At 70.6% G+C, this 21,413-nt stretch carries 12 protein-coding genes; 7 read left to right on the top strand and 5 right to left on the bottom strand.

Features of this window, described 5'->3' with window-relative positions:
* Positions 1 to 316: 316 nt before the first annotated feature.
* Both EJK91_RS19325 and EJK91_RS19330 read right to left on the bottom strand, forming a co-directional pair.
* The gene (locus tag EJK91_RS19325) at positions 317 to 1,780 is read right to left on the bottom strand and encodes a neutral zinc metallopeptidase (protein ID WP_125079721.1); all 1,464 of its coding nucleotides are present in this window, start codon (positions 1,778 to 1,780) and stop codon (positions 317 to 319) included.
* A gap of 2 nt (positions 1,781 to 1,782) precedes the next feature.
* Positions 1,783 to 2,523, bottom strand: coding sequence for an Rv3717 family N-acetylmuramoyl-L-alanine amidase (locus EJK91_RS19330; protein WP_125079722.1), 741 nt, complete (start codon positions 2,521 to 2,523; stop codon positions 1,783 to 1,785).
* Between the two features lie 50 nt (positions 2,524 to 2,573).
* Between EJK91_RS19330 and EJK91_RS19335 the strand changes: the two genes are divergently transcribed.
* On the top strand, positions 2,574 to 3,932 hold the full coding sequence (locus tag EJK91_RS19335) for a WS/DGAT/MGAT family O-acyltransferase (protein ID WP_024443009.1): 1,359 nt from the start codon (positions 2,574 to 2,576) through the stop codon (positions 3,930 to 3,932).
* A 2-nt stretch (positions 3,933 to 3,934) separates the two neighbouring features.
* Positions 3,935 to 4,408, top strand: a complete 474-nt coding sequence (locus EJK91_RS19340; RefSeq protein ID WP_125079723.1) for an NUDIX domain-containing protein — start codon at positions 3,935 to 3,937, stop codon at positions 4,406 to 4,408.
* Here the strand turns inward: EJK91_RS19340 and EJK91_RS19345 are convergent.
* The 3 genes from EJK91_RS19345 to EJK91_RS19350 are packed head-to-tail and all read right to left on the bottom strand — an operon-like array spanning position 4,405 to position 6,859.
* Entirely contained in the window at positions 4,405 to 6,261 is a 1,857-nt protein-coding gene (locus tag EJK91_RS19345; protein WP_125079724.1) for a fatty acyl-AMP ligase, read from the bottom strand. The two genes, EJK91_RS19340 and EJK91_RS19345, sit on opposite strands and share 4 nt — an antisense overlap.
* Positions 6,262 to 6,295: 34 nt before the next feature.
* Complete coding sequence (locus EJK91_RS23040) at positions 6,296 to 6,430, bottom strand: hypothetical protein (protein WP_255341890.1); 135 nt, start codon at positions 6,428 to 6,430, stop codon at positions 6,296 to 6,298.
* 12 nt (positions 6,431 to 6,442) lie between these two features.
* Entirely contained in the window at positions 6,443 to 6,859 is a 417-nt protein-coding gene (locus EJK91_RS19350) for a DUF302 domain-containing protein (RefSeq protein WP_125079725.1), read from the bottom strand.
* Positions 6,860 to 6,937: 78 nt separating this feature from the next.
* On the opposite strand from EJK91_RS19350, the gene EJK91_RS19355 reads away from it, so the two are divergent.
* The 5 genes from EJK91_RS19355 to EJK91_RS21965 form a co-directional block, all read left to right on the top strand.
* On the top strand, positions 6,938 to 7,861 hold the full coding sequence (locus tag EJK91_RS19355; RefSeq protein ID WP_125079726.1) for a haloalkane dehalogenase: 924 nt from the start codon (positions 6,938 to 6,940) through the stop codon (positions 7,859 to 7,861).
* A 172-nt stretch (positions 7,862 to 8,033) separates the two neighbouring features.
* Positions 8,034 to 10,229, top strand: a complete 2,196-nt coding sequence (locus EJK91_RS19360) for a hypothetical protein (RefSeq protein WP_125079727.1) — start codon at positions 8,034 to 8,036, stop codon at positions 10,227 to 10,229.
* Positions 10,230 to 10,256: 27 nt separating this feature from the next.
* Positions 10,257 to 12,794: a hypothetical protein gene (locus tag EJK91_RS19365; protein WP_125079728.1), complete on the top strand. Its 2,538-nt coding sequence runs from the start codon at positions 10,257 to 10,259 to the stop codon at positions 12,792 to 12,794.
* A gap of 60 nt (positions 12,795 to 12,854) precedes the next feature.
* On the top strand, positions 12,855 to 18,347 hold the full coding sequence (locus tag EJK91_RS21960; RefSeq protein ID WP_164518031.1) for a PE family protein: 5,493 nt from the start codon (positions 12,855 to 12,857) through the stop codon (positions 18,345 to 18,347).
* A gap of 328 nt (positions 18,348 to 18,675) precedes the next feature.
* Positions 18,676 to 21,413 (top strand): PE family protein (locus EJK91_RS21965; protein ID WP_444850836.1); only part of this gene is annotated, 2,738 nt, incomplete at its 3' end.

Genomic DNA, 21,413 nt, shown 5'->3' on the forward strand with positions numbered 1-21,413 from the left:
AACGACGACACCGTGCCGGCGGGGTTCACCCGGATTCTGGCGTTCCGGTCCGGGCTGCACGGCGACGTCGACGGATGCTTCGGGCGGTTCCCGTGATGGGCCCGGCGTCATGAACCGTCCCGACGACCCGCGCGAACGGCCGGAGCGGCGGACCACACCGATTCCGCGGCCACCCCAGCAGCCGCGGGGACGTTGCGGTGGCGGCCCCTGCGGGCCACGCGGTCCCCGCGGCTGCTGGGGTGGCCGCGGAATCGGTGTGGTCCGCCGCTCCGGCCGTTCGCGCGGGTCGTCGGGACGGTTCATGACGCCGGGCCCATCACGGGAACCGCCCGAAGCATCCGTCGACGTCGCCGTGCAGCCCGGACCGGAACGCCAGAATCCGGGTGAACCCCGCCGGCACGGTGTCGTCGTTGGCGTCGCTGGCGACGATGCCGTTCATCAACAGGCCTGTCACCGCCTCGTCGAGGTCGCCGCTGGCCAGCGTCAAGCCCGGCCCCGACGACAGCGTCATGGGCTCGGCCATCCGGCGCTGCGCCACCCCGGTCAGGCACGCGGTGCGCAACGCCGCCGATGCCGACTCCAAACCGACCTCGCGTTCGCGTTGCACCGCAAGGGCATACCGCGACGTGACCGCCGACAACCCGGTGTTGTCGCCCTGCGGCATGCCCAGCGTCGACTGATCGGTCGGGGCACTCATCTCCTGCAGTCCGGCCAGATCGACGACGATCAGGTTGGACTCGGGGCAGTAGGCCACCGGGTCGGGCTGGTGGCCGCTGGGGCACTTGCCCGACGTGGACAGCTCCGGCGGGCGGGACAGGCCGAAGATCTGGCCCAGCTGCTCCATCAGGGTCGACAACACCGACGCGTCGATGGCGAGGTCGCTTTGCGGGTTCTCGGAATCGAACAGCGAATGGGGCAGATTGCCACGGCGCTTGCGGATCTCGTCCATGTCGATGTCGGCGCACATCGCCGCGCCGCCGTCGAAGCCGGTCTGAAAAGCACCGACCCGATCCAGAGCGGTGCCGTGTTCATCGGATATCGAGACCGGATTGTCCGGCGTCGATACCGGGTCGCGGATCACGATCAGGCCGGCCAGCACATGATTGAGGCCGTCGCCGGTGCTCAGCTGTACCCGCGACGAACTGCCCGCGGCCACCCACTGCAGATACACCCCGGCAAAACAGTCGGCCTGCTGTTCGCGGACCAGGGTGCGCGTCAGCGGGTGGACGATGCCGGCCATGTTCTGCAGGGCGTGCCCGTATTCGTGCGCCAGGGTTCCGTTGATCGCCATGTCGCCGAAGTACTTTCGGGCCGTGGGCAGGAATTTGGCGCGGTCCCAGGCCATGGTGTCCATCCGGCGGCAATACATCGCGTTCGGCAGGTGGTAGACCTCGCCACCGCACACCGAAGGGCCGTCCGGGTCGGTGGAGTCATACGACATCAGCGTCGAGACCGGCTGGAAGCGTCCGCGCAGCGCCTCGGCGTAATGCTGCGTCCAGAAGTCCTCGATGTCATCGACGGCCAACAGTGACAGGCGGTCGATGTCGCCGCCGTCGCTGTTCTGCACCCGGGCGGTGACCGGCGGAACGTCGCCGCGCGGGCCGCTGGGCCCCTCCGCGGTGGGCAGACCGCCGACCCGTCCGGGGTCATACAGCATCGAAACCGCGTGCCCGGCGATCACCGTCGGGACGCTGTCGTGGGAGCAGCCCGTCAGCGCCAGGATCAGGGCGGCCACCCCGAAAAGCGTTCTGGCGGTACGGCCGAATCCGCGTTGAGACATCGTCACCTGCTGAGGTAGGCCACGATCCCGCTGGTGACCGCCGAGGCGTACCGCGCTCGCCCGTCGGCACTCTCCAGCAGCGCCGCGTCCTGGGCATTGCGCATGTTGCCCAGCTCCACCAGCACCGCCGGATACTCGGCCAGATTCAGCCCGGCCAGATCCGCTCTCCCATACAGGCCGTCCGTGCCAAGATAGCTGGACTGGGGAATGCCCGCGGCCGTCAGGGAATCCCGGATGTCGCCGGCCAGCGCCACGGCCGGCCCGGACTGGGCGTCGTTGAGCGCCGGGCTGGAGTAGTTGACATGAAACCCGCGGCCCGAGGCCGGCCCACCGTCGGCGTGGATGGACACGATCGCGTCCGGGTGCACCGCGTTGGCCGCGGCGGCGCGGGCATCGATGCACGGCCCCACGGAGGCGTCGTCGGCACGCGAGAGTTCGGTATGCACGCCCAGCCGCTCGAGTTCCGCCCGGATCCGGCCGGTCACGTCCCAGGCCAGGCTGTGCTCGGGATAGCCGTCATCGGTGGCGGTTCCGCTGGTCTGGCACGGTTTGGTGCCGCCGCGCCCGTTGGGAACCTGCCGGGCGATCGAGGCGTCGTTGGCGCCGCTGTGTCCGGGGTCCAAGAACACCGTCTTGCCGGCAACGGCGGGATTCGCGGGATCGGCCGGAGCTGCGGGCGCGACAATGCCGGCCGCGAGTAAGCACGCGGCCGAGGCGACACAGACAGGGGCCCGGCGACGCACGGGGCAAGACTAGCAAGCGGCCATGGGCCCCTCCGGGGTCTAATGGATCGATGCAGCTGATGTCACCGCTCGATTCGGTCTTCCTGCTGGCTGAGACGCGTGAGCACCCCATGCACGTCGGCGGGTTGATGTTGTTCGAGCCGCCGGAGGGCTCCGGACCGGAATTCGTCGGCGAGATCTACCGGGGCCTGCTGAGCGCCCGTGATCTGCAGCCCGCCTTCCGCAAGCACCCGGCGTCGCAGCTCGGCGCGATCTCCGGCGTGGGCTGGGCCTTCGACGACGACGTCGACCTCGAGTACCACGTGCGGCGCTCGGCGCTGCCGGTACCGGGCCGGGTGCGTGATCTGCTCGAGCTGACCTCACGGCTGCACGGCAGCCTGCTTGACCGGCACCGCCCACTGTGGGAGGCCCACGTGGTCGAGGGCCTCAACGACGGCCGGTTCGCCGTCTACGTCAAGGTCCACCACTCGCTGATCGACGGTGTCTCGTTGCTGCGGCTGATGCGCCGCACGCTGTCGACCGATCCGCGGGAATCGGAATTGCGCACGCCGTGGTCGGTCCGGGTCTCGTCGCGGCCGCGCCCCGAGTCCGGGTCCCGCTTGAGCGAACTGACTCAGATGGTCAAAGACGTTGCCGCCTTTGGGCCGTCGACGGTGCGACTCGCGCGCGCAGCGCTGCTGGAGCAACAACTGACTATGCCGTTCGCCGCGCCGCGCACCATGCTCAACGTCAATATCGGTGGTGCCCGTCGGTGCGCGGCGCAGTCCTGGCCGGTCGAGCGGGTGATCGCGGTGAAACGAGCGGCCGGCGTCACCCTTAACGACGTGGTGCTGGCGATGTGTGCCGGGGCGTTGCGCGCCTACCTCGACGAGCAGAACGCGCTGCCGGACCACCCCCTGGTGGCGATGGTCCCGGTGAGCCTGCGCACCGAAGCCGAAGCCGACTCCGGCGGCAACATGGTCGGCGCCATCTTGTGCAACCTGGCCACCGACCTCGAGGACCCGGCGCAACGGCTGGCAACCATCAGCGAGTCGATGCGCGGGAACAAGAAGGTGTTCAGCGAATTGCCGCGCACCCAGGCGCTGGCGTTGTCGGCGGCCAATATGGCGCCGCTGGCCCTGGCGGCCATCCCCGGCTTCGTCTCGGCGGCCAAGCCACCGTTCAACATCGTCATCTCCAACGTGCCCGGCCCCGCCGAGCCGCTGTACTGGCGCGGCGCCCGCCTCGACGGCAACTATCCGATGTCGATCGCGCTGGACGGGCAGGCGCTCAACATGACGGTGGTCAGCAACGCCGGCAACCTCGACTTCGGGCTGGTCGGCTGCCGGCGTTCCGTTCCGCACCTGCAACGGCTGCTGAGACACCTCAACACCGCGCTGGAGGACCTGGAACACGCCGTGGGGGTGTGACCATGGCCAAGCGCAGCGCCGGGTTGCTGTTGTACCGGGCGGGCGCCGACGGCGCCGTGGAGGTGCTGATCGCCCATCCCGGCGGACCGTTTTGGGCGCGCAAGGATGACGGCGCCTGGTCGATTCCCAAGGGCGAACAACCCGAAGGCGAGGACCCGTGGGATACCGCGCGACGTGAATTCGCCGAGGAGCTCGGCCTTGCGCCGCCGGACGGCGAGCGAGCAGACCTCGGTGAGGTGCGCCAGGCGGGCGGGAAGGTGGTCACGGTGTTCGCCGTGCGTGGCGACCTCGACGTGACCGAGGCTCGCAGCAACACATTCGAATTGGAGTGGCCGCCGCGGTCGGGACAACGGCGGGAGTTTCCCGAAGTAGACCGGGTGGGCTGGTACTCGGTGGCCCGGGCGCGAATCAAGCTGCTGGCCGGGCAGCGGCCCGTCCTGGACCGGTTGGTGGATTACCTGCGGATCGAGCCCTAACCGCCGGTCTGGGTGGGAGGTGTTCCCTGTTGCTGCTGACGCCGCTGCGCCAAGCTGGACACGATCATCCGGGCCAACGTGCTGGTTCCGTTTGCTCCGGCTCCCTGCGGGGACCGGACAGCCGGCGTCGCCGGAGCATGCCACCGGGCCAGCGGGTGCAGTTCGCCGGCGAGGAACTGCCGCCGGCATTCGCCCCGTTGAATCTTGCCGCTGGAGGTGGTGGGCACCCGCATCGCCGGCACCAGCAATAGGTCCTGGGTGTCCAAGCCGTGCTGTTCGCTGACCGCCGCGCGGATGGACTCCATGATCGCGGGATACTCGCTCTCGTCGACCTGCTGCCGATAGTCCAGTTCCTGCACGATCACCAGGCGGGCGTCGTCATGCGGTTTCGGTTGCACGGCGAACACCGCGCCGCGGTCGGCCAGCAACGCCGGATGGCTGTCTTGCACCGTCGGCTCGATGTTGTTCGGGAAATAGTTGCTGTCGCCGATGGTGACGAGGTCCTTCCACCGCCCGGTGACGAAGACCTCGCCCTGGCAGAGAAATCCCATGTCGCCGGTGCGCAGGAAGGGGCCTTCACCGGTGTCCGACAGGAACCCGGCGAAGCTGTGCGCGTTCTCTATCGGCCGTGCCCAGTACCCCTGCGCCACGCTGGGTCCCGAAACCCAGATCTCGCCGACCTCGTCGGGTCCGAGCTGCTGGCGGGTCTCCGGATCGACGATCACGACCCGCTGGCCGTACACCGGCGGGCCGCAGCTGACCACTGCGACGGCGTCGGTGGTGGCCTCGACGTCGACGGTGCGGTTCTCACTCAGCGCCTTGCTGTCGACGTAGCGGACGCCGACGACGCCAGGAGTGGGGTCCGCCGAGACCAGCAGGGTGGCCTCGGCCAGGCCGTAGCACGCCAGAAACGCCTCGATGCGGAATCCCGCCGGAGCGAACGCGTCGGCGAACTCCTGAATGGTCGCGGCGTGGATCGGCTCCGAACTGCTCGCGGCGGTGGTCCAGTTCGACAGATCCAGGGCCGCGCGCTGGTCCGGGGTGCTGTGTTTGACACACAACCGGTAGGCGCTGTTGGGCGCTGCGGTCGTGTGGGCGCCGAACCGCGACATGGCCTCCAGCCACGCCATCGGCCGCTGGAAAAAGACGATCGGCGACATCAACACGGTGGTGCAGCCGACGTAGATCATCTCCAGGACCCCACCGATCAGTCCCATGTCGTGCTGCTGCGGCAGGAAGTAGACGCTGGTCTGGTTCTCGTTGCCGTGGTAGGCGCGCCGGATGGACTCCAAGTTGTGCATGAGGTTGCCGTGCGTCACGACAACGCCCTTGGGCGATTTGGTCGAGCCCGAGGTGTACTGGATCATCGCCGTGGTACTCGGGTCGATGTCGGGCGCCTGCCATGCTTCGGGGCTGGCGGCTTGGTCGATGGCGCACCACTGAAGCGTCGACATACCGGGCACATCGGTGGCCGCCGCCTGAAGTTGAGTCTGGGTGGCCGAGGTCGCTACCGCAAAGGTGGCCCGAGCGTCGGGCGCGACCAGCCTCAGGCGGGCCAGGGGAGTGTCGACCGGCACGGCGATCGCCCCGGCGTAAAAGCAGCCGAAAATGCTGATGATGCTGTCCAGCCCCGGTCGGCAGATCACCAGCGTGCGTTGCCCGGCAGCGCCAAGGCGCTGCAGCTCGGCGCCGACTGCTCGAGCCTTGGCGTCGAGTTCCCGGTAGGTCAGGCTCGCCATGATCTTGTCGCCGTCGGGGGCGAAGTTGAACGCGACCTTGTCCCCGTACCGGTCAGCCTGTATCCGCAGTAAGTCCACCAGGGTGTCTGCGTTTGGCAGGAATTGCTCAGGCATGCCCACACCATAATGCGTGCATGCGGGGACTCGGCTAGGAGAGCGTCGTCTCCGGATGGCCCTCGCACCACTGCTCAGGCGGCACCTGGGCGCGTACCTCTGCGATGTGCTCGCCGCAGCCGTCCCAGGTGGTCTTGCCACAGACTCGACAGGGCACGGGGTAGCACATCGGCGGCTCCTCTCAGGTGGTGCGCAACGCAACCGTCAGCGTATCGATGACGGTGCGGATTTTCTCGCGCACCTCCTCGGCGATCGCCGCCAAAGCCGGATTGTCGATGACCTGGGCCATCAGTTGCGGATTCATGGCCTCCACCAGCACCGTGCCCGGATGCTCGGTGTCTTCGCGGACCACGACGTTACAGGGCAGCAGCACCCCGATGCGCTTCTCGGCGGTCACGGCCCGGTGCGCCAGCGGCGGATTGCAGGCACCCAGGATCAGGTAGCGCTCCATCTCCTCGCCGAGCTTGGCTTTCAGTGTTGCCTGCATGTCGATCTCGGTTAGCACGCCGAAACCGTTGTCCTTCAAAACCTCTCGGGTCTTCTCGGTGACTGCGTCGAAATCGGCGCCGGTCAATGCTGTGCTCATTGCCACGGACATTCCAGACCTCCTTGATTGCGGTGGACCCAGTCTATCAGACACCCCCGGGGGTATATACCAGCGCGGTATCGTCGCCACATGCAGACGCTGCGTACGCCTGAGGACAGGTTCATCGGCCTCCCGGATTTCGCTTACCCGCCGCAGTTCTGCGACCTCGACGACTTGGACGAGGATGAGCCCGGCGGCACGCTGCGGGTGGCGTGGGTGCAAGACGGTCCCGAGGATGGGGACCCGATCCTGATGCTGCACGGCGAGCCGTCGTGGTCGTATCTGTACCGCAAGATGATGCCGACCCTGGCCGAGGCCGGGTATCGCGTCATCTGTCCGGACCTGGTCGGATTCGGTCGTTCCGACAAGCCGACCCGTGCCGAAGACCACACCTATGCGCGTCATGTCGAGTGGATGCGTGCGCTGGCGTTCGACGTCCTCGACCTGCGCAACGTCACGCTAGTGTGCCAGGACTGGGGCGGGCTGATCGGGCTGCGCGTGCTCGCCGAGAACCCGGACCGGTTCGCCCGTGTCGTCGTGGCCAACACCGGTCTGCCCACCGGCGACATTCCGATGCCGGAGGTGTGGTGGCGCTTTCGGGAGGCGATCCAGACCGCGCCGACGATCAACGTCGGATGGTTCGTGCAAGCCGGATGTCGCCGGCCGATGAGCGACGCCGTGCGGGCCGGCTACGACGCCCCGTTTCCCGACGACAGCTATTGCGTCGGTCCCCGGACGATGCCGTCGCTGATCCCGACCACGCCCGAGGATCCCGCGGCCCCGGCCAATCGGGCGGCGTGGGCTGCGCTGTGCGCATCGCAGACCCCGATGCTGGTCGCGTTCAGTGACGGCGACCCGATCACCGGTGCCATGGCGCCGATCTTCGAGCGCGAGATGGTCGGGGCGCACGGCCGGGCGCATCCGATGATCCACGACGCCGGGCACTTCCTGCAGGAGGATGCCGGCGTAGAGCTCGCCCGCCACATCGTGGAGTTCCTGCATTCTCAGCGGTAGCAATCCGCCCTTACCGCTAAGTCCGCTGGTCCGGACGTAGTTCCCGTTCCTGAAACCATTACCGTAATGTTAACGTTGGTGCCCGCCTAGGAGCTTGGGAAAATTTCAGGCTTGCCGGGGCCTTTTTATTATGTACAGTTTAGGATCTCTGGCGGATTGAGGGAGGGCGACGATGCTGCAGACGCTTCGTCCGTATATGACCAATGGCTTGGCTGTTGCGGGTGCCGCAATGGTCGCGGTCGTGCCGGTAGCACCTCGGCTGCCTGAAGTCGCGCAGCAGTCGCCGCAGACCCGCCACCTGCCGGTCAAGTTAACCGGCGATCCGACCGGGCTGTTCGCGCTGACGGAGTTGCTTGGCGCGACTGGGCTGGGGGGGCCCGGGCCCGCCGATGCCGCGGTGACTATCGCTCCCGAACTGTCGCAATCGATCATGCTTGCCCTGGCCTTCATCGGCCCCTTCGTGACCGTCAACGAGGCGATCAACGAGATCATCGCCCAGGTCTTCGACTGGAGCCAGCCGCTGCAGGCCCTGATGGCGCTGATCCAGGCCCCGTTCACCATCCTCAACGCGTTCCTCAACGGCGAGGCCAGCCTGAACGTCTTGGGCGTGAGCATCCCGCTGTTCAACGGCATCCTCGTCGCCCCGCACGACGTCGACGTCAACGTGCAGGCTGGCCAGTTGCTGGAGGAACTGGGCCTGGCCGACCAGACCCTGCCTCAGCTGCTGACCCAGCTCGGGATCGGCGACCAGCAACTCGTGACCCTGGCGACGAACCTGCTCAACGGCCTAGGGCTGGGCAACCCGACGATCACCGACCTGGTCGACATGCTCGGTCTCGGCACGGTTCCGGTGGCCAGCCTGGCCGAATCGGTCCTGAACGCGTTGCAGATCGGCAACCCGACCATCCTCGAGCTGACCCAGCAGGTGGGCCTGGCCGACGTCGAGGTCGCGGGTCTGGCCAAGGACATCCTCGACGCGCTGGGCATCGGCAACGCCACCATCGGCGACCTGACCGATGACGTCGGTCTGGGCAGCATGACCATCCCCGACCTGCTCAGCGACGTGTTCAACGCGCTGGAGATCGGCAACCCGACCATCCTCGACCTGGCCACCGACGTCGGCCTGGCCCAGCAGCCGCTGGCCGACCTGGCCAGCACCCTGCTCAACTCCCTGAACCTGGGCCAGCAGACCCCGGTCGACCTGCTCGACGCCCTGGGCGTCGGCGGCCTGGGCGTGGGCGACGTGGCGACCACCCTGCTCGACGCGTTGAGCCTCGGCCAGCGGACTCCGGTGGACCTCATCGACGCCGCGGGCTTCGGCAGCTTGAGTGTGGGGCAGATCGGCGTCGACCTGCTCACCGGGCTGAACCTGCAGGACCTGACCTTCAACGGACTGCTGCAGGCCGCCGGTCTCGATGACCTGAAGGTGGCCGACATCCTGGGCGCCGCGCACCTGGAGACCACCACGCTCGGCGACATCATCAGCAACCTCGGTTTCGGTGGGCTCACGATCAACGACGTGATCAACGCGTCCGGCCCGGGCGCCGACCCGCTGCCCGGGTCGATCCACATCACCGGCAAGCTGACATTCGCCGTGGGCGACCAGCTGCTGGCGCCGAATATGGGTCAGACACTTCTCAGCTTCCTGCCAGACCCCAACGCGACGTTGGGCGACATGCTCGGGGACTTCGGTAACACCAAGATCAGCGACATGCTGGAGACCAGCCTGACCATGTCCCTGTCGCAGTTGCTCACCGACATGGGTCTGAACGACACCACCCTCGACGACCTGGTCGGCCAGCTGCTCGGTGACCAGACGGTGTCCGAGCTGCTCACCAGCATGGGCCTGAACACCTCGACGCTCGACGACCTGGTGGCCAGCCTGCTGGGCACCACCACCGTGGGCGACGTGCTGGCCGAATCCGGTTTCGGCAGCCTGGATCTGAACTCGATCTTCGAGCAGCTGTTCGGCGGCATGACCGTCGGCAACGCGCTGGACGACTGGGGTCTGGGCAACACCGACCTGTACTCGCTGATCGACCAGCTGCTGGGCACCACCACCGTGGGCGACCTGCTCACCCAGTCCGGCTTCGGCAGCATGGACCTGTTCGGGATCCTGGAATCGGCGCTGGGCACCACCACCGTGGACGACCTGCTCAGCAGCTCCGGGTTCGGCAACCTGGACCTGGACACCATGCTGACGCAGCTGTTCGGCGACGCGACCGTCAATTCGCTGCTCGACGACCTTGGCCTCGGATCGCTGGATCTGAGCGGGCTGCTCGACCAGTTGGGCCTGGCCGACATGGATGTGCTCAACCTCCACATTGCAGATGTCGCGGGCCTGATTCCCACCCTCTTCAACTTCTGATCGTCCCGATTACCGATGGGGAAAGCTATGACGCACAAGTCGCTTCGGCCATATGTGACCACCGGAATGGGCATCGCCGGTGCTGCGATGATCGCGGTCGTTCCCGCCGCACCGCAGCTCCCGGAGGTCGCCCGGCAGCTCGACCACGCCCAACACCGGGCGGTCGCACTGACCGCGGATCTGGGCGACATCTTCACGCCCTACACCGACCTGATCACCAACACGGCCAACAACCTGGCCAGCCTGGGACAGCACGCGTTCGACTTCCCGATCCTGACCCAGTTCTTCAGTGATCCCCTCGGGTCGCTGATGCATATCCCCGACGCGCTGATCATGTTGAACACCCTGCTGCCCAGCGTCGAGACCATCTCGTCGGGGCTGCCGATCGAGATCGGCACCGAACTGACGCCGACGCTCGGCCTGCTGCTCTCGGCGATCGGCCCCTTCGTCACCCTCGGCAACGCCTTCAGCGACCTGATCAGCCAGATCTTCGACTTCTCCGACCCGCTAGGCGCACTGTTCGCGCTGCTCGGCGCCCCCGCCACCCTGCTGGATGCCTTCCTCAACGGCCAGGACGGCCTGGACTTCGCCGGCATCCACCTCCCGGTCTTCAACGGCCTGCTGGCTCCCGCCCAGCCCTTCGACCTCACCCTGACCATCGGCCAGCTGGTCGACATGGCGGGCATGGGCAGCCTGACCGTCGGTGACCTGGCCGACCAGACGGGCCTGGCCGACATGCCGGTGGCCGGCGTGGTGACCGGAGTCCTCGACGCCGTCGGCCTGGGCGACTCGTCCATCACCGATCTGGCTGACCAGTTCGGCTTCGGTGACCTCTCGCTGTCCGAGCTGATGATCGGTCTGCTCGACACGATGGGCATCGGCAACCCGACCATCAGCGGCTTGGCCGACATTGCCGGCCTGGGCGAGATGTCGGTGTCGAGCCTGCTCATCGAGGTGCTCAACCAGGTCGGGATGGGCACCAACCAGTCGATGACGAGCCTGGCGATGAGCGTGCTGGAAGCCGCGGGCTATGGCTCCGACCCGACGGTGGGGTCCTTGGCGGTTGCGCTGATGGACGCCATGGGCATGGGCGACCTGACGATCACCGGTCTGGTCCAGCAGTTCGGCATCGGCGACATGACCCTGGGCGACGTGCTCAAAGAGGGCCTGCACGCGGTGGCCGGCGACAACGCCACGATCACCAGCCTGATGGAGTCCATGGGCATGGGCGGCCTGACCATCGGCAGCATGATCAACTCCCTGCTGGACTCCACCGGCTACGGAGACCTGACCCCGGTCGACCTGGTCGACTCGATGATGGGCACCGACGCCGACCTCACCCTGACGCACCTGCTGGTCAACATCATGCAGGGCCAGGGCATGGACTACACCCTGGTCGAGCTGCTGCAGCAGATCCCGAATGCCGCTGACCCGGGTACAACCTATGCCGACCTGACGCTGGGCGAGCTGCTCAACACCACCCTGGTTCCGCCGGCCGACCCGGCCAACCCCGACCCGGTCCTGGACCCCTATGCCGGCCAGCCGCTGGGCAGCGTGCCGTGGGCGGACTTCCTGGCCAGCAACATGGCGATGAACTACGGCGCCAAGACCATTCAGGACCTCGCGGCCGAAGCGGGCATGCCGCTGGACAGCACCACCTGCTCCCTGGCCATCGTGGTCGGCATCGACTGCTCGGCGACGCTGAGCTCGCTGATGGGCAGCAACACCGTCTACGAGACGCTGCACAACCTGAAGGCCGACGGCAACGGCATCGCCGGGGTTCCGGCCGGTACCTCGCTCACCGACGTCAACCTGGGCCAGTTGGTGGCGGCCACCGGACAGGGCGACGAGCACCTGAGCACCATCCTGTTCGGCCTGCCCGTGGACACCACGCTGCACGACTTCCTGGTCAACCTGGGCCTGGACGACGTGACGGTCACCGACATCGTCAACAACGGTTTCCCCTGGCTGGTCGACACCAACCTGGTGTCGCTGCTCAGCTCCTGGGGCCTGAACAACCTGGACCTGGACACGGTGATCGACCGACTCGGCCTGGACATGACTGTGACGCAGATGCTCAACAGCCTGGGTCTGGGGTCGATTCACGTGACCGATGTGGTCAACGACCTGCTAGGCGGCGTCTACGTCCAGAACCTGCTGAACGACCTTGGCCTGGGCGGGGTCACCCTCGAGACGTTCCTCAACAACCTGTTGGGCGGCGTGTACGTGGGCGACCTGCTCGACGACCTGAACCTCGACAACGTCCACCTGGATGACGTCCTCACCGCCCTGCTGGGCGGGGTGAATGTGAACTCGGTGCTGACCAGCCTCGGGCTGAACAACGTGTATCTCGACGACGTCGTCAACGACCTGCTCGGTGGCACCACCATCGGCACGATCCTCAACGACCTGGGCATCAGCGACGCGACGATCACGAACATCCTGGGCAGCCTCGGCTTGAACGACACCGACATCCTGGGCGTCGTCACCGGCGACTTCTTCGGCTTGTTCGCGCAGCTGGGCCAGGGCATCCCGCAGATGATCGCGGATGCGCTCGCCGGATAGCGGTCAGTACCACCACAACGAGAACTTCAACTTCGGATAAGCACAGATAGGAAAATCCGGATGGCTGAGAACAAGAGGTCCGCGCGGGGCCGGGGTGCGCGTCGCCGGGTGGCGGGCGCCGGCACGGCGGTCGGAGCGTTTCTGGCGTTCGGGTTGAGTCCACTGGCGGCGGCCCCGCCGGCGCAGGCGGACGATCTCGGCTGGATCGCCGACCTGGTCGGGTGGGACTCGGGGGATGCCTTCGCCGGCATCGCCGATTCGACCCTGCCGTTGAGCTTCACGTTCGATGATCTGTTCAGCGCGCTGGTGTACGTGCCCATGCACGACGCGATCGAGGGCTGGATCAACAGCGATCTCGGCCTGCAGGTCAACGGTGCGATCAACGCTCTGGCCGGGGTGTATTTGATCGGTGACGGCGCGGATGGCACCGAGGCGAATCCCGACGGCGGCAACGCCGGGTTGCTGTTCGGTGACGGTGGCGACGGCTGGGGGTACAGCGGCAGCGGTGGCAACGCCGGCTGGTTGTTCGGCAACGGCGGTAACGCGGGCGGCGCGTATGACGTTGCCGGAGCGCCCTATTCGGCCGACGCCACCGGCGGCTCAGGTGTATCAACCCTGGCCGCGGACGGTTCAATCGACGGAACGGCCGGTAAGGGCGGCAACGCCGGGTTCTTCTTCGGTGCCGGGGGTAACGGATCCAACGGCGGCGACGGGCAGTTCGGCGGCGCCGGCGGGGCCGGCGGCCGCGGTGGTGACGGTGGCTTCTTCTGGGGCGCCGGCGGGAACGGCGGCAACGGTGGCAACGGTGCGGACGGTACGGCGTCGCATATCGCCGGCGGCAACGGCGGTGTCGGTGGTGAAGGCGGCCGCGGCGGCTTCTTCTTCAGCGCCGGTGGTGTCGGTGGTGCCGGTGGTGACGCCGGCTCCGGATATGCCGGTGGGACGTACCACCCCGGTGGCACCGGTGGTGCCGGTGGTGCTGGTGGTGACGGTGGCCTGTTCTTCGGTGGTGGCGGCGACGGCGGTGTCGGTGGCGTCGGCGGCCTCGGTGGTAACGGTGGTGCTGGCGGGGTCGGCGGCGCGGGCGGGTTGTTCCTCGGTGGTGGCGGCGACGGTGGTGTCGGCGGCCTCGGTGGTGCCGGCTGGACTGGCTCGGTCGGGGACTCCGGTCACAATGGCGGCGCGGGCGGCGCGGCCGGCAACGGCGGCGTCGGTGGCGCCGGCGGTGCCGGTGGAATCTTCTTCGGCAGTGGCGGCAACGGCGCTCTCGGCGGTGCGGGTGGCACGGGTGGCGTCGGTGGTGCGGGCGCTGACGGCGCGGACGCCACGGCAGCCGGCGGCAACGGCGGCAATGCCACCAACGGTGGTGCGGGTGGCACCGGTGGCGCGGCCGGTGCCGGTGGTGCGGGCGGTGCGGGTGGCATCTTCGCCAGCGCGGGCAGCCACGGCCGCGGCGGTGTCGGTGGCGACGGTGGCGCCGGCGGCACGGCCGGCAATGGCGGCGACGGTGCCAACGGCAGCGCCGGCGCAGCGGGCGGCAACGGCGGTGCCGGCGGTAACCGGGGCGTAGGCGGCGCCGGCGGTGCCGGCGGTGACAACGGCGACGGCACCCGCGGCGCGGCCGGCGCGACCGGGACGGTCGGTGCGGGCGGTGGCAACGGCGGTAACGGCGGCGACGGTGGCGACGCCACCTCCGCCGGCCACGTCGGTGGTGCCGGCGGCCGGGGCGGTGCGGCCGGGACCATCGGTGCCGGCGGCAACGGCGGCGACGGTGGCAATGGAGCTGCCGGGGTGAACAGCGTGGGCGGTGCCGGTGGTGTGGGTGGCGCTGGCGGTGCCGGCGGCTCACAGTCCGGTGGTGGCGGCAACGGCGGGCACGGTGGCAACGGTGGTGCCGGCGCGGCCGGCACACAGGGCAGCACCGGTAGCACCGGTGTCGCCGGTGTCAACAATGGCCGCGGCGGTGACGGCAGCGCGGGCGGTAACGGCTACGCCGGTGGTGCCGGCGGAGCCGGCGGTAACGCCGGGACTGCGGCGCACGGCAGCGCTGGCGTCAACGGCAGCGGCGGTGACGGCGGCAAGGGTGGTACTGCCGGTGCGGCCGGCAACGGCGGTGACGGCGCGGCGGGTGTCTGGGGCAAGACCGGTTCTGGCGGCCAGGACGGCGCCGGCGGTGACGGTGGTACCGCCGGTAACTCCGCGGGCAATGCCGGCGCCGGCGGTAAGGGTGGCGCGGCCGGCACCGGTGGTACCGGTGGCACCGCCGGGCACACCGGCGCAGCCGGCGGTGCGGCGACCGGCGCGGTGCATGGCGGCAACGGTGGCGTCGGGGCAGCCGGAAACTCTGCACATCTCAACGGTGGCGCAGGCGGCAATGGTGGTAGCGGCAACCTGACCGGCAACGGTGGGCGCGGCGGCGACGGTGGGGTGGGCGCGACTGGCACCACCGGAACCACCGACCCGATCACCGGAGTCGGCAACATCGGCGGCACCGGCGGCAACGGGGGCACCGGCGGTATCGGTGGTGCCGGCGGCTCGCTGGCTGGTAACGGCGGTGCGGGCGGCCGTGGTGGCGCGGGCGGTGTCGGTGGCACCGGCGGCTCGGGTGCCTCCGGCGTGGACGGCACCGACGCGATCGCGGGCAGCGGCGGCAACGGCGGCAACGGCGGCGACGCCACCGGTCAGGGCGGCGGCGGCGGCAATGGCGGTGTCGGCGGCAATGGCGGTGCCGGTGGCACCGCCGCGCACGGCAACGCCGGTGCGGTCGGCGCTGGTGGCGTCGGTGGCGCGGGCGGGCTCGGCGGCGACGCCGGTACCGGTGGCGCCGGCGGTGACGGTGCCGGCGGCGGCGCGAACGCGGTGGCCGGCAGTGGCGGCAACGGCGGCAAGGGCGGCACCGACTACGGTGCCGGCGGTGTCGGCGGTGCCGGCGGCTGGGACGCCAACCACGCGGTTCAGGCTGCCGGTGGAGCGGCCGGCGCACACGGCGCCGAAGGTGACGGCGGTGCCGGCGGTAACGGTGGCGCCGGCGAGGGTGTGATCGGCGGTGTCGCGCAGTCTGGTGGTGCCGGCGGAAATGGTGGCGCAGCCGGGCAGCACGGCGACGGCGGTGCCGGTGGTAACGGCGGCGCCGGCGCGGCTGGTGCGGCCGGGACCACCGACGGCAATGGAGTCGGCTCCAACGGCGGGGTCGGCGGTCACGGCGGTGTCGGCGGTAAGGGCGGTGCCGGCGGCACGATCGCCGGAAATGGCGGCGCGGGTGGTATCGGCGGTGCCGGCGGTGTCGGCGGTGTCGGCGGATCGGCCGCGGATGGAACGGACGGCATCGACGCAATCGCTGGAACCGGCGGTAACGGCACCGACGGCGGCGATGCCTACGGCAGCGGCGGCAATGGCGGTATCGGTGGCATCGGCGGCAACGGTGGTCTGGGCGGCAGTGTCACCAACGGCACCGCGGGCGCGCAGGGCGCCGGCGGCGTGGGCGGCGCGGGCGGCGCCGGCGGTAGCGCCGGTGAGGGCGGCCGCGGCGGTAACGGCGCCGGCGGCGGAAGTAATGCGGTGGCTGGTCACGGCGGTAACGGTGGTGCGGGCGGCGACGCGTACGGCACCGGTGCGGCCGGCGGTGCCGGCGGCCAGGGTGCCGGCGGTCAGGCCGCATCCGGCGCGGCCGGTGCGGATGGCTCCGATGGTTCCGGTGGTGCCGGCGGCAATGGCGGCGATGCGGGAAGCACCGCGCAGATCGGTGGCGACGGCGGCAAGGGTGGTGCTGCCGGCGCACTCGGCACCGGTGGTGTGGGCGGCAACGGCGGTGCCGGTGCGGCCGGCGCGAACGGAACCACCAACGGCTCGGGCAACGGCACCCTCGGCGGCAACGGCGGGATGGGCGGTAACGGCGGCATTGGCGGCGCTGGCGGCACCACCGCCGGCGACGGTGGCGCCGGCGGTCAGGGTGGCGCGGGTGGTCGCGGCGGCACCGGCGGTAATGGCGCCAACGCCAGCGTCTCGGGCGCCAACGGCGGCACCGGCGGCAACGGTGGGGTCGGCGGCAAGGGCGGGATCGGCGGCGCCGGTGGCGTTGCGACCAACGGCGACGGCGGTGCCGGTGGCCAGGGCGGTGCGGCCGGGGACGCCGGCAACGGCGGCCGCGGCGGTAACGGCCTCGGCGGCGGCGGCGGACAGACCGCCGGTAACGGCGGGGCGGGCGGCACCGGCGGCGAACGCGGGACGGCCGGTACCGGAGGTGCCGGTGGCTCGGGCGGTGGCGTCGGTCAGGTCGGTGCGGCCGGCCTGATCGGCGGCGCCGGTGGCGGCGGCAACGGCGGGGCCGGCGGCAACGGCGGCACCGGCCAGGGCTTCTACACCGTCGGCGCGGACACCTACGGCCAGGCCGGCGGCGCCGGCGGCCTCGGCGGCAACGCCGGATCGTTCGGCAACGGCGGCGCCGGCGGCAAGGGTGGTGACGGCGTGGACGGCACCACCGGCACCGTGGTCACCGCCAACGGTTCCAAGGCGGGCAGTGGCTCCACCGGCGGTAACAGCGGCGGTGCGCTGGCCGGCGATGTGAACGCGGGTAATGGAACCAACGGCTCCAACGGCGTCATCAACGGCATCCACTCGCAAGACGGCGGCAATGGCGGCGCGGGTGGTGCCGCCTACACCTCGGGCTGTGAGGGTGGCGCGGGCCCCATCGGCTTGTGCATCGGTGGCCACGGGGCGACCGCGCACGCTGGTAATGGCGGCAATGGCGGCGACGGTATCGCCGGCTCCAACGGTGGCAACGGTGCCGCCGGCGGGACCGCCTACAGTGCGGCGTACAACGCAACGGCCTATGGCGGCGACGCCGGCGACGGCGGTCGCGGTGGTGATGGCGTGAACGGCATTATCGGTGGTGCCGGCGGTGCCGGTGGTGCCGGTGGTGCTGGCGGATCGGTCTTCGGCAACGGCGGTGACGGCGGCGTCGGCGGCAACGGCGGTGACGGCGGGAACGCCACCGCTGGCGGCAACGGCGGCGACGGCGGCTCCGGTACCTGGGGCGCCAACGCCTTCAATGGCGCTCAGACCGGCCAGGCCCAGCTGATCGCGCCGACGGGCGGCCATGGCTACGCCGGCGACGGCGGCGACGGCGGCGACGCGGGCAACGGCGGTAACGGCGGCGCTGGCGGTGCCGGTGGTACCGGTGGCGCCGCGGGTGCGGCCGGCGGTGGCGGCGGGACAGCCGGTCACGCCGGTGGCGGTGGCAACGGTGGCAACGGTGGTGACGCCGGTGCCGGTGGCAATGGTGGCAACGGTGGTAACGGTGCCGACGGTTACGTGCCGGCCGGCCAGGAAAGCAAGATCACCCCGGGTGACGGCGGTATCGGCGGCAAGACCGGGCTGAGCGGCGCTTTCGGCGTCGGCGGTGCGGCCGGCCAAGGTGGGCAGGAAGCCGACGGCACCCAGGCCGACGGCGGAGCCGGCGGTATCCAGGGTGACGGAGCTTCTGCCGGCAAGGCGGGAATGTACGGCACCACCGGCGCCACCTATGCCGTGTGGGCCCCGACACCCCCGTTCTGATCGGCCGATCGTTTGACCAATTTCGAATCAGCACAGTTAGGAAACTCGGATGGCTAAGAACGACGGTCGGGTTGTGCGTCAGCGGCAGCGGGGCCGTCGGGTGGCAGGCGCCGGTACGGCGGTGGGCGCGTTTCTGGCGCTTGGCTTGACGCCGTTGGCGCTGCCGCCGGTCGCGCATGCCGATGTGGAATTGGACTGGATCGTCGATCTGCTGGGGCCGACGCTCGGTGACTCGTTGATCGGTTCGTCCGGCGATTTGCCATGGACAGCGGAGTCCACCAATCCGGATACGTTGACCGATTTGGTCAATAGCTGGTTCTACACCCCGATGTATGACCTCGGGCAGCTGTGGATCACCAGCTCGGTCGGTGCGTTCCTCGACGAGTACCTGATCAACCCGCTGCCGCAGTTGCTCTTCGGGCAGGACCTGATCGGCAACGGAGCCGATGGTATCGATGGCGGCACCTTGGCCGAGGCCGCCGGCGGGGCCGGCGGCTTGTGGTTCGGCGACGGCGGTGCCGGTGGTGTCGCCGCTGACGGCACCGGTGGTGCCGGCGGGGATGCGGGGTCGTTCGGCAACGGTGGCGACGGTGGTGCCGGTGTCCTCGGTGGCGATGGTGGTGCCGGTGGCGCTGGCGGCTGGTTCATGGGTATCGGCGGCGACGGCGGTTCCGGTGGGGCCGGCGCGCTGGGTATCGACGGCGGCCTCGGCGGCGCCGGCGGTGCAGGCGCGGGCCTGCTGTTCGGCAACGGTGGTGTCGGCGGTGCGGGTGGCATCGGCGGAACCGGCACGGTGGGCGCCGCGGGTGGTGCCGGTGTCACCGGCGATAACGGCGGTGTCGGTGGTGCCGGCGGCAATGGTGGTGCCGGCGGCCGCGGTGGCTGGCTGATCGGATCCGGCGGCAACGGTGGTGCCGGCGCACTGGGCGGCACCGGTGGTGTCGGCGGGGCCGGCGGTAATGGCCTGGACGCCATCGTGGCCGGGGCGGCCGGCGGAGACGCCGGTGACGGCGGGCTCGGTGGTACCGGTGGTGTGGGCGGATCCGGTGGTGCCGGCGGTGCGAGCGGTTTGCTGGGGGCGACGGGTTCGACCGGCGTCGGCGCTATCGGCGGTAACGGCGGTGCCGGTGGCGCGGCCGGTAACGGCGGCGCGGGCGCCGACGGCGGTGCCGGATCGGCCGGTGGTGCCGGTGGTGCCGGTGGTGACCAGGGTCTCGGTGGCGCCGGTGGTGCCGGCGGCGTCAACGGCGACGGCACCCATGCCGCGAGTGGTGTGACGGGCGGTACCGGTGTCGGCGGCGGCAATGGTGGCGCGGGTGGCGACGGCGGCGACGCCATGGTCGCCGGTCAGGCCGGTGGCCAAGGCGGTGCCGGCGGTGACGCCGGGCGCAGCGGTAATGGCGGTGCCGGTGGTGACGGTGGCGCCGGTATGGCCGGTGCGGCCGGGGTGACCAGTGGCAACGGCAATGGCACCAACGGCGGCAATGGTGGTGCTGGCGGCAACGGTGGTGCCGGTGGTGCCGGTGGCTCCGAGGCCGGTAACGGTGGGGTCGGCGGCAATGGTGGTGCCGCCGGTGTCGGTGGCGCCGGTGGGGCCGGAGTCGCCGGCACCAACGGCACGGACGCCGTTGCGGGCAGCGGCTCGGCGGGCAACGACGGCACCGACGGTGGCAACGGTGGCGTCGGTGGTAAGGGCGGCGTCGGCGGCAACGGCGGTGTCGGCGGTGCAGCGGCCAACGGCACCGTGGGAGCCCACGGTGTTGGCGGGGTCGGCGGCACCGGTGGCGCTGGTGGCGCGGCGGGTGCCGGCGGCAGCGGTGGTGACGGAGCCGGCGGCGGCAACGCTGCGGTCGCCGGTCACGGCGGTAAGGGCGGCAACGGCGGAAATGCCGGAGCGGCCGGGGCCGGCGGCAGTGGCGGCCAGGGCCCGAACGGTGCGCTGGCTACCGGTGGCGCCAACGGTGCCGCCGGCAGCGGTGCTAACGGCGGGGCCGGTGGCGATGGCGGCGCGGGCGCGGGTGTGATCGGTGGCGTTGCCCAGTCCGGCGGTACCGGCGGAGCGGGCGGTAACGCGGGGACGCTCGGCAACGGTGGCGCCGGTGGTAACGGTGGCGTGGGCGCGGCCGGCCTGGCCGGAGTTACCAACGGTTCCGGCAACGGCACCGGCGGTGGGCTCGGTGGCAATGGCGGTAGCGGTGGTGTCGGTGGCCTCGGTGGCACCGTCGCCGGTAATGGTGGCGCCGGCGGGCAGGGTGGCACCGGCGGCGCAGGTGGGGCCGGCGGCTCCGCCAAGGACGGGATCGACGGCATCAATGCCGCGGCGGGCAGTGGCGGCAACGGCACCAATGGTGGCAACGCCACCGGCACCGGTGGCAACGGCGGTGCGGGCGGTGTCGGTGGCACCGGCGGCGCGGGTGGCGCCACGGTGGGTACCGGCAAGAGCGGGATTGACGGATCCGGTGGCGTCGGCGGTGTCGGTGGTGCCGCCGGCGACGGCGGTGACGGTGGCCGCGGTGGCGACGGTGCCGGTGGCGGCAACAATGCCGTCGCCGGTGTTGGCGGTRGCGGCGGCAACGGCGGCACGGTGGGTCAGGCCGGCACCGGTGGGGCCGGCGGCTGGAACGCCGGGCACACGAGCCAGGCGGCGACCGGTGCGGCCGGTGCGGCGGGCAGCGCCAATGGCGGCGCCGGCGGCAACGGCGGCACGGGTGTCGGCGTGATCGGCGGTGCCCCGCAGTCCGGCGGCGCCGGCGGTGCGGGTGGTAACGCGGGCACTGTCGGTACCGGCGGTGCCGGCGGCAACGGTGGTGCGGGTGCGGCCGGCGTGGCCGGAGGACGGGACGCGTCCGGCGCCGGCCTCGCCGGTGGGCAGGGCGGTAATGGCGGCCTCGGCGGTCACGGCGGCAACGGTGGCACGGTCTCGGGTGACGGCGGCGTCGGCGGTGCCGGTGGTGCCGGCGGTGCCGGCGGCACGGGCGGCAACGCCGGCTTCGTGGCGCCGGGCACCGGTGCCTCCGGACTCAGYGGCGGCAACGGCGGGGTGGGCGGCACCGGTGGGCTCGGCGG

It is taken from the genome of Mycobacterium sp. P7213 (assembly GCF_900604305.1).
In the GTDB taxonomy this organism is placed as follows: domain Bacteria; phylum Actinomycetota; class Actinomycetes; order Mycobacteriales; family Mycobacteriaceae; genus Mycobacterium.